This is a genomic window from Pseudomonas sp. SZ57 (genome assembly GCF_009495975.1).
Classification (GTDB): domain Bacteria; phylum Pseudomonadota; class Gammaproteobacteria; order Pseudomonadales; family Pseudomonadaceae; genus Aquipseudomonas; species Aquipseudomonas syringae.
In genome coordinates this window covers 114,308-129,104 of record NZ_WIBD01000008.1, presented here as the reverse complement: position 1 = coordinate 129,104, position 14,797 = coordinate 114,308, and the positions used below count along the sequence as shown (strand labels likewise).

The following is a 14,797-nucleotide window of genomic DNA, read 5'->3' as shown; positions in this document are numbered from 1 at the left end:
GACGATATGAGTTTTTTGAGCGCCTTCTCCCATCTGGACTGGGCACAGGTCCTGCACCTGACCTGGCAGCACATTACGCTGGTGGGCATCGCCGTGACCCTGGCGATTGTCGTCGGTGTGCCGTTGGGCGTGTTGATGACGCGTTTTCCAGTGCTGGCGGGCCCTTTGCAGGCCAGCGCCACGGTGTTGCTGACCGTGCCGTCGATCGCCCTGTTCGGTCTGCTGCTGCCGTTCTACTCCAAGTTCGGCCAGGGCCTTGGCCCGATGCCGGCGATTACCGCGGTGTTCCTTTACTCGCTGCTGCCGATCATGCGTAACACCTATCTGGCCCTCACAGGCGTAGAACCGGGTATCCGCGAAGCGGCCAAAGGCATCGGCATGACCTTCGGCCAGCGTCTGCGCATGGTCGAGCTGCCCATCGCAGTGCCTGTGATCCTCGCCGGTGTGCGCACCGCCGTGGTGATGAATATCGGTGTCATGACCATCGCTGCGACCATCGGTGCCGGTGGTCTGGGTGTACTCATTCTTGCTTCTATCAGCCGCAGCGATATGTCGATGCTGATCGTCGGCGCGGTACTGGTCAGCATTCTGGCCATCATCGCCGACCTTCTCCTGCAATGGCTGCAACGCACGCTGACTCCAAAAGGATTACTGAAATGATCGAACTCCAGAACCTCTCCAAGACTTTCCAGAGCAACGGCAAAGAAGTGAAGGCTGTCGATTCGGTCAGCCTCACGGTCAACGAAGGCGAAATCTGCGTCTTTCTCGGCCCGTCGGGCTGCGGCAAGAGCACCACGCTGAAAATGATCAACCGCCTGATCATGCCGACCTCCGGCAAAGTGCTGATCAATGGCGAAGACACCACCGGTCTGGACGAAGTGACCCTGCGTCGCAACATCGGCTACGTGATTCAGCAGATCGGTCTGTTCCCGAACATGACCATCGAAGAGAACATCGTGGTCGTGCCCAAGCTGCTCGGCTGGGACAAGCAGCGTTGCCATGATCGTGCTCGCGAACTGATGAGCATGATCAAGCTGGAGCCCAAGCAGTACCTGCATCGCTACCCGCGTGAACTGTCCGGTGGTCAGCAACAGCGTATCGGCGTGATCCGTGCCCTGGCAGCCGACGCACCCTTGCTGTTGATGGACGAACCGTTCGGTGCGGTCGACCCGATCAACCGCGAGATGATCCAGAACGAGTTCTTCGAGATGCAACGCGCGCTGAACAAGACCGTGATCATGGTCAGCCACGACATCGACGAAGCCATCAAGCTGGGCGACAAGATCGCGATTTTCCGTGGCGGCAAACTGCTGCAGATCGATCACCCGGACACCTTGCTCGCGCATCCGGCTGACGACTTCGTCAGCAGCTTCGTCGGCCAGGACAGCACCCTCAAGCGTCTGCTGTTGGTCAAGGCCGAAGACGCCGCCGACAACGCGCCGTCGGTCAGCCCGGAAACCCCGGTCGCCGACGCACTGGAAGTGATGGACGAAAACGACCGTCGCTACATCGTTGTCACCGACAGCGAGAACAAGGCGATGGGTTATGTGCGTCGTCGTGACCTGCACCGCCAGCAGGGCACCTGCGCGCAGTTCCTGCGTGAATTCAACGCCACTGCCGCTTACGACGAGCACTTGCGCATCCTGCTGTCGCGCATGTACGAGTTCAACCGCGCCTGGCTGCCGGTGCTGGATGCCGAGAACGTATTCCTGGGTGAAGTGACGCAAGAGTCCATTGCGGCTTATCTGAGCTCGGGCCGTTCGCGTGGCATGAAGACCAGTATCGTCTCGCCAGCGGAAACGGCGGCGGCAGACGCGCAGGTTTGATGTGAAAATGCATAGCCCGGCGCTGAAAAGGCCTGGGCTAAGCTGATCAGGTAGCGTTTGCCCTTTCACGCCTCACAATGTAAGTCAACTCTCAGATCTGTCAGTAGCGTTGCGAGGGGCGCGAGTCTACCGTGGCGTCACGCAGCACTGTTACTTTCGTGGCTTTACGTGCTGTTTTATTCAAGTGAGGGAGTGAGTGATGGCTACGCTTACGGATAAGCAATTGGCGCGAGTGCGCGAAGACTTCTACCGCTACGATACGAATGGCGATAAAAAAGTAACCGTCGCAGAGTTTCGTTTAACGATGGAAAAGTATCTGACTCCGGAAGATTTTGAAGTCTTGCTTGCCAAGATAAATCCGGATGGCAATGACGAAATAAGCTGGGCAGAGTTCCTGAAGGATTATGAGAGCGACCTGGATTAGTGCGGCAACGTCATCGATGCAGAATGACGACGTTCGATAGGCTGTTTTACGTCTGGAAGTTATACCTAAAGCCCTGCCCAAGTTGAGTCAGGGCTTTTTTTCGTCGATCTTTTTTGTGGGTGATGAGGTCAGAGGGGACGTGCGGTCTTTTCGAAGTCGGGCCGTTCGCGTGGCATGAAGACCCGTATTGTCTCGTCAGCCGAGCAAGTGGCTTCCTGACCGGCTGCGTTGCCGCCAGCACCATGGCTGGCGGCAATGTTCACACCTGGAATTTCTCCAGGCCACATTGAGTGGCGTCGTTTTCCTGCAATGCAGACGCAGTCATGGCGTCTGCAGCGTCGCTCTCATACAGCGTTGTCACGACCCCCTGATACTCGACGTCCACTTTACAGTGGTCATTACCCTCGAACTTCTCGCTGCTGGTCCAGACCCGGTTGGACACACTTGAATAGTAGGCTGTGCCTTGGGTGATCTCGGAGGCATAGAGGTCGTTGACGAAAAGCTTGTAGTTATGCTTTTTAAACGTGTCGCCCTCGAAATACACCTCCAGCAGGTCATCTGTTCTGACGACCTTCGCAACTGTCAGTCGCAACAACATGCTCTGGGCAATGGCCAGATAAGAACGGTAGGACGCCCGGTTTGTCACGCTGATGAGCGGGTTGCCGTTGACGGTCATGTACAGGGCATCAACGCTTGCCTGATCGACACCTGCTACCAGTTGGGTCATCGTGGAGTCGGTGAAGAGCTGGCGGATAGGCAGGGCGATTTTTGCCTGTTCGACGTTGCCGGAGAACAGGGTATAGGTTTTCCCGATTCCTCCAGCTGCCGTGATGGTCACCTCTTGATGGCCTACGCCGCCGGGGCGTATCCAGGTGTTTTCAACAAGTTCTGAGCCGTTGGGGTAGCCCTTCTCAAGCGTTGCATAAGGAGGGGCTCCAAAGATGATCGTGTAATCATGACTCTTGAAAGCCTCATCCTCGAACGTGACCTGAACAAGTCCTGCGCTGACGATCACGCTTCTTATGGTTTTTTGCAGGAGCAACCGTTGTGCACGGTTCAATAGTCGGCCGTGCAGTTCATCGGTCTTTGCTTCCTCCAGATTGAAGAAAAGAACGTCCAGCCTTGGCTGGGTAATGCCGGGCCTGAGTTCAGCGCAACGGTCATCGGTAAACAATGCCTTGATATTGAACAGCAGGATGGGACGTGATGCGGTACTGGCCGCGGTATATAGCTTGCCTCCAGCAAACACCTTGACCGACGCCTCATCCCCTTCGGAGATGGGTGTGTCGGCTTCAACGTAGGCGACGCCTTCTTCGATACGGGCTTCACAACCCACGCATTCGCCATTGTCTGTCCATGCCACTAACGCTCCGTTGAGCATTATTTCGTAGCGGTATGGCGTGTACCATTGCTCGGCAACCGTAAACTTTATCCGGTCTTGAAAGGTGGCGTGCACGCTGGACAGGATATGGGCGAGCTCCGGGATATAAGTGGTCAGCGGCAGAGCGATTGGAATCGTCGTCTCAGCGTCATTCTTCCAAATGGCCTGTGTCAATGCGGGCAGGTCTGCGATCTGGTTGAGGGTTTCAGGAGTTGAGTACAATCCCCAGCGGTCGAAGAATTCCGCCAGGTTGAGGTGGCTCAGCAGCGAGGTTTCGACGATGAAGCGCTGCGCTTTATCGTCGCTGACGGTGGGCGGGTTGTGCATGAGCCGATAGCGCTGGTGCAATTGCGGGTAGAACGACGTACCGAAGCTAAGGCGCAATTGCCAGAGCATGACAAGCTTGTGCCCGGCGTCCTTGATGTTGTCGTACTCTCGCAGGCTACTGGCCAGGTACTCTTTCATAGGGGCGTAACTGGAGTCGGCGCCTGTAGCACGGTCAAGGAAAAACTCTTGGGCGGCCATCGAATAGAGATTGACCGTGACCTCTGTCATTCCGGTGCCGGTGCCCCATGTCATGGGGCTGAGTTGTCGTTGATGGCCGCTTTCGTGCCAAGGGCCCCAACCATCTTCAGGGGCGGTTGACAGTAATCGCGCCAGAGCAGCCGATCCGTTAAACCCCATATGACCGTCTGTAGCAAACATATAAAGCCGGTCCGCTTCCACGTAGAAATGTTTACTGGGATCGAGCGCCCATTCCGTCGTGCCGTAATCGATCAGGCCTGAAATCCCATCCTGCGCTCTAATGGCATCATCGAAATTGCCCATCAGCTTCACGGGATTGGTCAGGTAGAGCTGTGCGCTCTGATAGCGCACCACGACAATAGCCCTCGGGCTGGTAAGCAGCACGACAGGCGCTTGGCTGTAGTGCGCCATTTGCTGTTCCCATTCCAGATTGGTCATATCCATCATGAAAAACGGCACATGGTTATACTGTCCGGTTATGTCCAGAACCACGTGACCAAGCGGGTCCAGATTGGTAAAGCCCAGCAGGCCTGTGTTGGTAGCGACAAGAACGTTCAGGCCACGTTGCAGCGGGTACGAGGTGGGGGTATCCAGTTCCGGCACCCCGATCACTGCAGACACCAGATTCATGTACAGACTGGTTGCTGTTATTTCCAGCCGATCGCCTTTCGTTACATAAATGTTAGTCGGCTGAAAGTCGGTGTGCCCTCTGGCCCGGGCCTGCCGTTGGCGATGACTTTCGGCAGAGCCGAAGCCCAAGGCTTGCCACCGGGTTTGGGCTTGAACTGCACTGGGCGCAACGGAGCTTGCGGCGTGAGGGTGTCGGTCATCCATGATCGTTACCTGAAAGGGCGGTCTGAGCTGTGTATTGAGCGCGCGACCTCTGCATCCGTCTACTGACAGAACTGACAGGCTGATTGGCTTTGCGTGCCGGTGAATAAGGTGATGCCCAGCGTGCTGCGAAAAGGCATTGGCGACGGCGGTGGGGAACATCTGCCTGTCATGCAGGTCGGTTAAACAGGTCCTTGGGAAGGCAACTCAAGAGCCCTGTGCAAAAACGCGACATTTTTTGTTGATATCCGGCCCCTCAGGTCCTAAAGTTCGCGCCGAACGTTCATGCTGGAAACGATCCATCCGGCTCAAGTACTGACGACGAGACAGCAAGGCCAGGAAGGCAGCCCTTCAGGGCCTTTTTGCTTTCGGCGACATGCCTTGGGAAGTAGGCGAACCAAAGTGGGGATACGGAGGACGTTCATTTGTACCCATTGACCAATACCGTTTGCCAATAGGAGTTCCAGCAGCATGCCGATCAATGTCGAAGACTACTACTCAGCCGAAACCTTCAAGAAAATGAAGGCGTTCGCTGACAAGCAAGAAACTCCGTTCGTGGTCATTGATACTGACATCATCAGCAAGGCATATGACGACCTGCGTGCGGGCTTCGAATTCGCCAAGGTTTATTATGCGGTCAAGGCCAACCCTGCCGTTGAAGTCATCAATCTGCTCAAGGAAAAGGGTTCGAGCTTCGACATCGCGTCGATCTACGAGCTGGACAAGGTCCTGAGCTGTGGTGTCGGCCCGGAGCGCATGAGCTACGGCAACACCATCAAGAAATCCAAGGACATTCGCTACTTCTACGAGAAGGGCGTGCGTCTGTTCGCCACCGACTCCGAAGCCGACCTGCGCAACATTGCCAAGGCTGCACCGGGCGCGAAAGTCTATGTGCGCATCCTGACCGAAGGTTCGACCACTGCCGACTGGCCTCTGTCGCGCAAATTCGGCTGCCAGACCGACATGGCCATGGACCTGCTGATTCTTGCCCGCGACCTGGGTCTGGTGCCTTACGGCATCTCGTTCCACGTCGGCTCGCAGCAGCGCGACATCAGCGTCTGGGATGCTGCCATCGCCAAGGTCAAAGTGATCTTCGAGCGTCTGAAAGAAGAAGACGGCATCGTTCTCAAGCTGATCAACATGGGTGGCGGCTTCCCGGCCAACTACATCACCCGCACCAACAGCCTGGAAACCTACGCTGAAGAGATCATCCGCTTCCTCAAGGAAGACTTCGGTGATGACCTGCCGGAAATCATTCTCGAGCCAGGCCGTTCGTTGATCTCCAACGCCGGCATCCTGGTCAGCGAAGTGGTACTGGTTGCCCGCAAGTCGCGTACCGCGGTCGAGCGTTGGGTATACACCGACGTGGGCAAGTTCTCCGGTCTGATCGAAACCATGGACGAAGCCATCAAGTTTCCGATCTGGACCGAGAAGAAAGGCGAAATGGAAGAAGTGGTCATCGCCGGTCCTACCTGCGACAGCGCCGACATCATGTACGAAAACTACAAGTACGGCCTGCCACTCAACCTGGCCATCGGTGATCGTATGTACTGGTTGTCCACCGGCGCCTACACCACCAGCTACAGCGCAGTGGAATTCAATGGCTTCCCGCCGCTGAAGTCGTTCTACCTGTAAGCACTGTCCCGATATGAAAACCCGCGAGTGATCGCGGGTTTTTTTTGCGCTTCATCCGGGGTCAGGCAGTCAGGTCCTGCCCAGTGTCGAACCCTTTGGAAAGACGCTGGATTTCCCGCACGTTGACCAGTAGCAGTCCTGATTCCAGGCGGTAACGCGAAGGTTTGTCAGCTTTACGCACGCCGATAATACGGCTTACACAGGCCCAGAGCAGTTCCCACATTCGCGACAGGTAGGCACCCAGATTACTGGCGGCCGTGTAGGCGCGGGTGTACCACCCGGACGCGCGGTACACATAACCTTGTGCACGAAACAGTCGTTCTTGCGCATCGATCGCTTCCGGCGTACCGAATGACAGCGGCGGGGCGTTTGCCAGATTTTCCCGGAGAGGGTTGCCCGGCGTCAGGCCGAACGTGCGGCTATAGCGAGAGATGGCGTCGTTCAGGAAGTCGATAAGTCGCGGCAGGATGGTGCAGATACCCTGGGTCAGTTTCTGTACTGTCTGTTCCTCGTTATCGAACTCTTTCTCGAACGCCATCAGCCGACCGCCTGCGGAGCCCCTCAGGTGCACGGCCAGCTCCTGGTGCTGCGTTGCACTTGCGGAAAACTGCGTGAGTTCTGCCGTCAGGGCGTCGAGTCGTCGGTGCATCGCCATCAGCCTGGGCAAAAGCGTCGACCAGACAGACAAGTCCTTGTCGGCCCTTTCAAGCACATGGCGTAGTTCGGGAACGGGGTAGGCGCTGCGTCTGGCCAACGGCACCTGATCAAGATGGACCTTGAAAGAGCGGGTCAATGCCGGAAGCCTCTGCAAGACCTGCAGGTAAGTGGTGAGGTCTTTGAAATCGCTTTGGTACAAGAGTTGTCCTGTCATGCTGGACCCTCGAGAATTGATGACTTTTTCGCTGCTGCCGAACGGCAGGTGCATAAACGCGGGTTGCAAGGGGCGTACAGGCCATTCCCCTTGCAACCCGGGTTTGGGTGCTATCAGCGAATGCGGTTCAAGTAGCCGATCAACTGTCGGCCCGATTCGATCAGGCGCATGCTGCGTTGGCTGTCATCGGATGTGCCCGTGGTGTTGATGTCCAGAAAGCTGTCCAGCGTGTTTTTGATCTTCTGGTATTGCTCGACATAAGCGGCACGCTGCTCGTCAAAAGCGTTGAAGCATTCAAGCAGTTCAATGCGCTGCGCGAACCCCATTTTGTCCTTGTCCAGGCTTGCCAATTGCTGGGACAGGGCATTGATGCGCTCGCGAAAGCCATCACGGCGTTTGATCATCGCGATGAGGTTGATCCCCGCAGCACCCTTTTCCAGGGTCGCCTTCATTTGCTCGAGCGCCAGCATGATCACGGCGAGTTGCGGAGGCTGCATTCCCAGGCTGAGCACCTTCTCCGCAGTGATCAAGGTGTCCTTGGCAATACTCGCCAGCCCTTTGCTTTCCAGAGCGTCAATAGCGCTGCTCAGCACTTGACGCTCGTCTTTCAACGTCGCCAGGCTAGTGTGAGAAGCATCAAGTTCAATGCCGGTTTTTGCTATGTCACCTTCCAGACTCTGTACAAACTCGGCAGTCTGCTGTCGATCGATACCTTGGGTCATGCCACTCACAGCACTGGCCAGTTGGTCGGCCGTTGCAGTGACATTGCTCACAAGGCGCTGACACTGAGCTTCAATATCTTCCAGATCCTCAGCATCCATGGGAGTAGCGGAGGATTGAGCGTACTGCCTCAGCAGGGCGGTCTTCGACTCGATATCGATGAGCAGGCGTTCAGCGTGTTCTCCGAGGCGCTGCTGTTCAGTGACGGCCAGGATGTTCAGGCGCGTGAGCTTTTCATAAAGGTTGGGCAGGTACTGGGTCTTGGCAAACAGCAGGTCTGCCTTTACCAGACTGTTACGCATGAGTTGCAGACTGCGAGTCATGACAGCGCGGTCAGGTACTTGAGCCGAGAAGGCGGTGTCATTGAGCGTGAGCGTATTTTTCATTGTCGAGTTATCCATAAATCCGTTTATATTCTTCATCGGCTTCCTTGAACACATTAAGCAATGCGTCCGAGTCGTCTTCGATGGTCTTCCAGGGTTGAACGACTTGTCTGAAGTGATTCATAAATTGCCTTAAAGACAAGGCGTCGTTTATTTCGGACGCCGATCCCGCAGACGCTTCAATGAACAGAAACAGCTTGTTCCATACGGTAATCAGGTTTTTAGTGGCCACGTCGGCATCGACCACAATCGTCGCCAGGTTCTGCAAATTAAACTTTACCCTGCTCAATGAACCCAGAATATTGTTCTTGCCTTGCAAGGTGTCTATGTCGGTGGCCTGTTGCGCCATTAATTCATTGCGTGCGTGCCTGACATTTTCGGCCTCGACGCCAAAGTAAATGCCCAGTGCCAGGCCGGCAATGTTCAAGCCACTGACCGAGTTCAACGATTGTTGTACCGTCGCCTTGTATTCCTTGTTTTTTTCATCGATGTCTTTTGCGCGCTGTTCGATATCCAGGGTCAGCTTCGCCACGTCGGCCGGCAGTGAGCTGTTGTCGATGGCAACCATCTTGCGCTGTATCTCGGGCCCGACATACAGCGACAGGTCCAGGCCAAACTGATCCAGCTCCTTCTTGATGGTTTGGGCATCGGCCAGATTGGCGATGATCAGGTCCAGTATATCGGTGAGGTGGTAGCCGATTTCCTTGGTGATCTCCTTATCGTTTTCATCCAGCGCGATGCCCGGGAAGTCCTTGCCCAGTTCAAGGGTCAGGCGTTTAACATCCTCCAGTGTCTTGATCTGATAATGGTCAACGATTTTCCCGGCCCTGATGTCGTCGTTGATTTCTTCCATGCTTTGGCCGTACACCAGCATCTTGCCTGCGAAGACTTTCAGTTTGCTGCCTATGCCCAGGAGGTCGGTGCGCAGAGGACTCCAGCGACGCGCATGCCGGTGAATAAGGTTGAAGCTTTTCAGGAAGTCTTCAGGTTCAAGCCCGGCACCGGCGCCTTTTGAATAGCCGAGATAAACAATGACATCTTCCAGTTCGATGGGCAGGGCGAGGCCCGCCAATTCATATTTCTTGAGGTTGATAATCTGCTCTTTGGTCAGAATCAAACCGGGTGCACGGGTGACCTGCTTGTTATTGGCAGACGACATCGTCCCGAACAGTTCGGCCGTTTTTATCGCCTCGTCCGCCTTGAGGTCACCGGATATAGGTTCTGCCTTCATGACGTCATAAAACATTGGGTTCATGGATATGTCCTTATTTCCACTGGGAGAACAGAAATTGGTCCCCTCCACGAGTTGATGTTCTCGTGCTGAAAAGATTAGAGTTTCAGGGGCGAGGGCGTCAAAGCAGAAACATGGTTTAAAGATGTAAGATAAATGACTCTTTACAGTCAGTCTGTCGCGGGCAACTGCCTTTTTAAATGAAGGTGGTATATGTGTAGATTTAATGTTCTTGATCGGGATGTTTTGTACTCGTCAGCGGCGCGGATGAACAGGGAAACCCGCGTTGCCTCGATTTAAAGATGAGAATGTGTCGCGGTTGGAGCATAATGCGCGCCGCAGCCCGCAGAGGGGGGAGCGTCGGCGTTGAAGAAAGTCCTGTTTCAACTGCACTGGTTCTTCGGGATCACGGCAGGTCTGGTGTTGACCCTCATGGGGATAACCGGTGCGTTGTATTCGTTCGAGGACGAAATTCTCGATGCGCTGAATCCGGATGTACTGTTGGTCGAGTCGCGTGGTGCCACGCTGCCACCTGTTGAACTGGTGCGCAGGCTGGAGGCCGCGACCGGCCTGACGGTCGCTATCCTGCGTGTCGAAACCACCGGCAATCGTGTCGCCCAGGTCTTCTTCACGCCCAAAGCGGGCGAGCGTCGAGGTCCCAAACGCAATTTCGACCCCTACACGGGGGAGCTGAAAGGCAATGCGGTGGGGGAGGGGTTTTTCGACTTTGTCCTGAAGCTGCACCGTTATCTGGCCATGGGCGAGGCGGGCAAGCAGGTTACGGCGGCGTGTACGCTGATTCTGGTGTTCTTTTGCCTGTCCGGGCTGTACCTGCGCTGGCCTCGCGCAGCGCGGAACTGGCGGGTCTGGCTGACGGTTGACTGGGCGAAGAAAGGCCGCAGTTTCAACTGGGACCTGCATTCGATCTTCGGCACCTGGTGCCTGTTGTTCTACCTGCTGTTCGCCCTCACGGGACTCACTTGGTCGTATGACTGGGTGAGCAACGGCCTGAATAAACTCATCGGTGATTCGCCCCTCGAGGAAGGCGTCGCTGCGCCAGCCAAGGCTGCTGAAAGATTGCCGCTGGTGGTCGATTACGTGGCGGTCTGGGACAGTGTCCAGAAGACCGCGGGGCCGGACTTGCGCGCTTACAATCTGCGCCTGCCTGCTGCGGGCGCTCAGCCTGCCACGGTGTTTTACCTGCTCAAGGATTCTCCGCACCCGCGTGCGCTGAACACCATCACCCTTGATCCGGCCAATGGTCAGGTCAGCTCGGTCGTACGTTATGCCGAACGCAGTTTCGGTGCGCAATTGCTGGCCAGCAATTACGCGCTGCACGTTGGCAGCTACTTCGGGCTCGTCGGGCGAATCATCATGACCGGCGCATCGTTGCTGATGCCGCTGTTCTTTATTACTGGCTGGTTGCTGTACCTGGATCGACGTCGCAAGCAGCGTGATATCCAGCGTGCTCGCGGTGAGGTTCAGGGTGATGACCACGACGCTGACGCATCCTGGCTGGTCTGTTTCGCCAGTCAAAGCGGCTTCGCGGAACAATTGGCCTGGCAGACCGCTGGCCAGTTGCAGGCCTCAGGATTGTCGGTGCGCGTGAAGCGGCTGGGCGATCTGAGCGAAGAAGGGCTGTGCCAAAGCCGCAATGCCTTGTTCGTCGTCAGTACTTTTGGTGACGGAGAGGCGCCGGACAGTGCCCGACGTTTCGAGCGCAAGCTGCTGGGTAGTCCGCTTTCACTGAACCAGCTCGATTATGCCGTTCTGGCGCTGGGCGACCGGCAGTACCCGCATTTTTGCGGCTTTGCCCATCGTTTGCATGACTGGTTGACCGAGCGGGGCGGTCGCAGCCTGTTCCCGCCCGTTGAAGTGGACAGCGCCGATCCTGCGGCCCTGCAACACTGGCAGCAGCAATTGGGGACGTTGACCGGCTCCGTGCCGACAGCGCACTGGCAGATACCGGTTTTCGAGAACTGGACGCTGGCCCGGCGTGTGCTATTGAACGCTGGCAGCAGTGGTTCGAAGGTTTACCTGCTGGACCTGACGCCGCCAACCTCTGCGCACTGGCAGGCGGGGGATCTGGTCGAGGTGATGCCGCGCCACACGCTGCGGGTCATCGAGCCGTTTCTCGCCGGGTTGGGTGTCGATCCGGGCGCATCGGTCAGCGTGGATGGCTTGCAGGAGCCGCTCGCACAGGCGCTGGAAAGCCGTCAGTTGCCGCAGAACCGTTCGCATCTGGTGGGGCTGCATGCGCAGGCGTTGATCGAGGCGCTGGTGCCGGTCTCCGTACGCGAATACTCGATTGCCTCGATTGCGCAGGACGGCTGCCTGCAGCTTATCGTACGTCAGGAAGTGCATGCCGACGGCAGCCTGGGGCTGGGCTCGGGATGGCTTACCGAACATTGTGCCGTTGGCGGTGCCGTCAGCCTGCGTTTGCGCCGCAACAGCAGCTTTCATCTGCCTGTCGAACCCGTCCCGCTGATCCTGTTGGGTAATGGCACGGGGCTGGCCGGTTTGCGCAGCCTGCTCAGGGCGCGTATCGCTCAAGGGCAGGCGCGCAACTGGTTGTTGTTCGGCGAACGTAACCGGGCGCATGACTTTCATTGCGGCACTGAACTGCAGGGCTGGTTGCAGGCTGGCCATCTGACGCGTCTGGACCTGGCTTTTTCTCGTGATCAGGCGGAAAAAATCTACGTGCAGGATCGCTTGCGCGAGGCGGCCGATGAGCTGCGTGTGTGGCTCGATGAGGGGGCAGCGATTTACATCTGTGGGAGCTTGCTGGGTATGGCGGCGGGCGTGGATCAGGTGTTGAACGAGGTGCTGGGCGAGCAGGCAGTCAGCGAACTGATCGAGGAAGGGCGTTATCGGCGGGACGTGTATTGACTAGCGAAGATCGGACGCAGAGCGTCCAGAACTGCGTGCCCACGCTGGAGCGTGGGCACGATAGTCTTGTAGCTTGTAGCTTGTAGCTTGTAGCTTGTAGCTTGTAGCTTGTAGCTTGTAGCTTCCAGCTACGCCGCTACAAATTGCTCGGCGTAATGGCAAGCCACCTGGCGGTTATCCACCAGACGCAGCTCTGGCACTTCGGCTGCACAACGCTCGGTCGCATAGGGGCAGCGCTTATGGAAAGCGCAGCCGCTTGGCGGGTTGAGCGGGTTGGGCAGCTCGCCGACGATCTTGATCTTCGGCTTGAGCGGGTCCGGGTGGATGGTCGGGGTTGCCGACAGCAGCGCCTGGGTGTACGGGTGCAGTGGGCGGTTGTAGATCTCTTCCTTGGGACCCATTTCCGCAGGCCGGCCCAGGTACATCACCAATACCGTATCGGCGACATGGCGCACCACCGACAGGTTGTGGGAGATGAACACGTAGGCGGTGTTGAATTCCTGCTGCAGGTCCATGAACAGGTTCAGTACCTGCGCCTGAATCGACACGTCCAGCGCTGAAGTCGGCTCGTCCGCTACCAGCACTTTGGGCTGCAGCATCATTGCACGGGCCAGCGCGATACGCTGACGCTGACCGCCGGAGAACATGTGCGGGTAGCGCTGATAGTGCTCAGGGCGCAAACCGACCTGGGCCATCATTGCCTGCACTTTCTCGCGGCGCTCGGCGGCTGACAGGTTAGTGTTGATCAGCAGCGGCTCGCCGAGCTGATCCCCGACTTTCTGCCTTGGGTTGAGCGAGGCATAAGGGCTCTGGAAGACCATCTGCACGTCCTTGCGCAACTGCTTGCGCTCGGCCTTGCTGGCCCCGGCAACTTCCTGGCCGGCGATTTTCAGCGAGCCCGATGACGGCTCTTCGATCAGCGTCAGCGCGCGCGCCAGTGTCGATTTGCCACAGCCGGACTCGCCGACCACAGCCAGGGTCTTGCCGGCTTCCAGTTCGAAGGACACGCCGTTAAGCGCACGCACCAGCGCTGTGCCCTTGAACAGGCCGCGGGAGACTTCGTAGTGACGGGTAAGGTCGCGGGCGGTCAGTACGACGCTCATTACGCCACCTCCTGATTCAAGGGATAGAAGCAGCGCGCCAGGCTGTGCGCCTTGGGATCAAGGGCAGGGCGTTCGGTTCGGCAGTTTTCGCGCACGTACGGGCAGCGCGGTGACAGCAGGCAACCCTGTGGACGGTCATAGCGGCCCGGGACCATGCCCGGCAGCGTGGCGAGGCGCTCTGCGCCCATGCTGTGCTCGGGAATGGCGGCCAGCAAGGCTTCGCTGTACGGGTGGGCAGGGACATCGAACAGCCCCGGCACCTGACCGACTTCGACAGCCTGACCGGCGTACATCACGCAGACACGCTGGGCAGTTTCGGCCACCACAGCCAGGTCGTGAGTGATCAGCACCAGTGCCATGTCCTGCTCTTTCTGCAGACTCAGCAGCAGCTCCATGATCTGCGCCTGAATGGTCACGTCCAGGGCGGTGGTCGGTTCGTCGGCGATCAGCAGTTTCGGTTCGCCGGCAATCGCCATGGCAATCGCCACACGCTGGCTCATGCCACCGGACAATTGGTGCGGGTAAGCATTCAGGCGCGCGGCGGCGCCAGGGATCTCGACCTTTTCCAGCAGTTCCAGTGCACGCTGGCGTGCGGCCTTGCCCGACATGTTCAGGTGCTGGCGCAGCACTTCCTCGATCTGGAAACCCACGGTGTAGCTGGGGTTCAGAGCGGTCATCGGGTCCTGAAAGACCATCGCCAGGTCTTTGCCGATGATGCGTCGACGCTGCCGCGAGTTGAGCTTGAGCAGGTCGTTGCCGTCGAAATTGAGTGCGTCGGCGGTGATGATGCCGGGGGAATCGATCAGCCCCATCAGCGCCATCATGGTCACCGATTTACCGGAACCCGATTCGCCGACGATGGCCAGTACTTCACCCCGGTCTACGCTCAGGGACAGGCCGTCCACAACAGGTACGGCCTTGGTGTCGCCGAAGCGGACGTTGAGATTCTTGATTTCAAGAAGTGACATGCGAATCTCC

11 protein-coding genes are annotated in these 14,797 nt (G+C 57.5%); 5 read left to right on the top strand and 6 right to left on the bottom strand.

Annotated features, from left to right (window positions below):
- Nucleotides 1–6: 6 nt before the first annotated feature.
- The 3 genes from GE543_RS11635 to GE543_RS11625 all read left to right on the top strand — a co-directional run bounded on the left by GE543_RS11635 (nucleotide 7) and on the right by GE543_RS11625 (nucleotide 2,250).
- On the top strand, nucleotides 7–660 hold the full coding sequence (locus GE543_RS11635; RefSeq protein WP_003396269.1) for an ABC transporter permease: 654 nt from the start codon (nucleotides 7–9) through the stop codon (nucleotides 658–660).
- Nucleotides 657–1,826, top strand: a complete 1,170-nt coding sequence (locus GE543_RS11630; protein ID WP_153221492.1) for a betaine/proline/choline family ABC transporter ATP-binding protein — start codon at nucleotides 657–659, stop codon at nucleotides 1,824–1,826. Before GE543_RS11635 ends, GE543_RS11630 begins: the two co-directional genes overlap by 4 nt.
- Before the next feature lie 199 nt (nucleotides 1,827–2,025).
- Nucleotides 2,026–2,250, top strand: coding sequence for an EF-hand domain-containing protein (locus GE543_RS11625; protein WP_153221491.1), 225 nt, complete (start codon nucleotides 2,026–2,028; stop codon nucleotides 2,248–2,250).
- Nucleotides 2,251–2,509: 259 nt separating this feature from the next.
- On the opposite strand, the gene GE543_RS11620 is transcribed toward GE543_RS11625, so the two are convergent.
- A complete protein-coding gene (locus GE543_RS11620; protein ID WP_153221490.1) occupies nucleotides 2,510–4,990 on the bottom strand; it encodes a M60 family metallopeptidase in 2,481 nt (826 codons plus the stop codon).
- A 468-nt stretch (nucleotides 4,991–5,458) separates the two neighbouring features.
- Here GE543_RS11620 and GE543_RS11615 point away from each other — a divergent pair, with 468 nt between their 5' ends.
- Nucleotides 5,459–6,622: a type III PLP-dependent enzyme gene (locus tag GE543_RS11615; protein WP_003368674.1), complete on the top strand. Its 1,164-nt coding sequence runs from the start codon at nucleotides 5,459–5,461 to the stop codon at nucleotides 6,620–6,622.
- A 61-nt stretch (nucleotides 6,623–6,683) separates the two neighbouring features.
- On the opposite strand, the gene GE543_RS11610 is transcribed toward GE543_RS11615, so the two are convergent.
- From GE543_RS11610 to GE543_RS11600, 3 genes are all read right to left on the bottom strand, one after another.
- Nucleotides 6,684–7,493, bottom strand: coding sequence for a hypothetical protein (locus tag GE543_RS11610; RefSeq protein ID WP_032699838.1), 810 nt, complete (start codon nucleotides 7,491–7,493; stop codon nucleotides 6,684–6,686).
- A gap of 113 nt (nucleotides 7,494–7,606) precedes the next feature.
- On the bottom strand, nucleotides 7,607–8,599 hold the full coding sequence (locus tag GE543_RS11605; protein ID WP_178118592.1) for an alpha-xenorhabdolysin family binary toxin subunit B: 993 nt from the start codon (nucleotides 8,597–8,599) through the stop codon (nucleotides 7,607–7,609).
- Nucleotides 8,600–8,606: 7 nt separating this feature from the next.
- Nucleotides 8,607–9,899 carry an alpha-xenorhabdolysin family binary toxin subunit A gene (locus tag GE543_RS11600; protein WP_229699236.1) on the bottom strand — a complete coding sequence of 431 codons (1,293 nt, stop codon included), beginning with the start codon at nucleotides 9,897–9,899 and terminating at the stop codon, nucleotides 8,607–8,609.
- A 294-nt stretch (nucleotides 9,900–10,193) separates the two neighbouring features.
- On the opposite strand from GE543_RS11600, the gene GE543_RS11595 reads away from it, so the two are divergent.
- Entirely contained in the window at nucleotides 10,194–12,716 is a 2,523-nt protein-coding gene (locus tag GE543_RS11595; protein WP_153221489.1) for a sulfite reductase flavoprotein subunit alpha, read from the top strand.
- Nucleotides 12,717–12,844: 128 nt separating this feature from the next.
- Here the strand turns inward: GE543_RS11595 and GE543_RS11590 are convergent, their stop codons facing one another.
- Both GE543_RS11590 and GE543_RS11585 read right to left on the bottom strand, forming a co-directional pair.
- Nucleotides 12,845–13,819 carry a peptide ABC transporter ATP-binding protein gene (locus GE543_RS11590; protein ID WP_017278997.1) on the bottom strand — a complete coding sequence of 325 codons (975 nt, stop codon included), beginning with the start codon at nucleotides 13,817–13,819 and terminating at the stop codon, nucleotides 12,845–12,847.
- On the bottom strand, nucleotides 13,819–14,787 hold the full coding sequence (locus GE543_RS11585) for an ABC transporter ATP-binding protein (protein ID WP_046236440.1): 969 nt from the start codon (nucleotides 14,785–14,787) through the stop codon (nucleotides 13,819–13,821). Before GE543_RS11585 ends, GE543_RS11590 begins: the two co-directional genes overlap by 1 nt.
- Nucleotides 14,788–14,797: the final 10 nt, after the last annotated feature.

Excerpts from the sequence above, each read along its gene's own strand:
- GE543_RS11635 (WP_003396269.1), top strand. The coding sequence starts at position 7 with ATGAGTTTTTTGAGCGCCTTCTCCCATCTGGACTGGGCACAGGTCCTG.
- GE543_RS11630 (WP_153221492.1), top strand. The coding sequence starts at position 657 with ATGATCGAACTCCAGAACCTCTCCAAGACTTTCCAGAGCAACGGCAAA.
- GE543_RS11625 (WP_153221491.1), top strand. The coding sequence starts at position 2,026 with ATGGCTACGCTTACGGATAAGCAATTGGCGCGAGTGCGCGAAGACTTC.
- GE543_RS11620 (WP_153221490.1), bottom strand. The coding sequence starts at position 4,990 with ATGGATGACCGACACCCTCACGCCGCAAGCTCCGTTGCGCCCAGTGCA.
- GE543_RS11615 (WP_003368674.1), top strand. The coding sequence starts at position 5,459 with ATGCCGATCAATGTCGAAGACTACTACTCAGCCGAAACCTTCAAGAAA.
- GE543_RS11610 (WP_032699838.1), bottom strand. The coding sequence starts at position 7,493 with ATGACAGGACAACTCTTGTACCAAAGCGATTTCAAAGACCTCACCACT.
- GE543_RS11605 (WP_178118592.1), bottom strand. The coding sequence starts at position 8,599 with ATGAAAAATACGCTCACGCTCAATGACACCGCCTTCTCGGCTCAAGTA.
- GE543_RS11590 (WP_017278997.1), bottom strand. The coding sequence starts at position 13,819 with ATGAGCGTCGTACTGACCGCCCGCGACCTTACCCGTCACTACGAAGTC.
- GE543_RS11585 (WP_046236440.1), bottom strand. The coding sequence starts at position 14,787 with ATGTCACTTCTTGAAATCAAGAATCTCAACGTCCGCTTCGGCGACACC.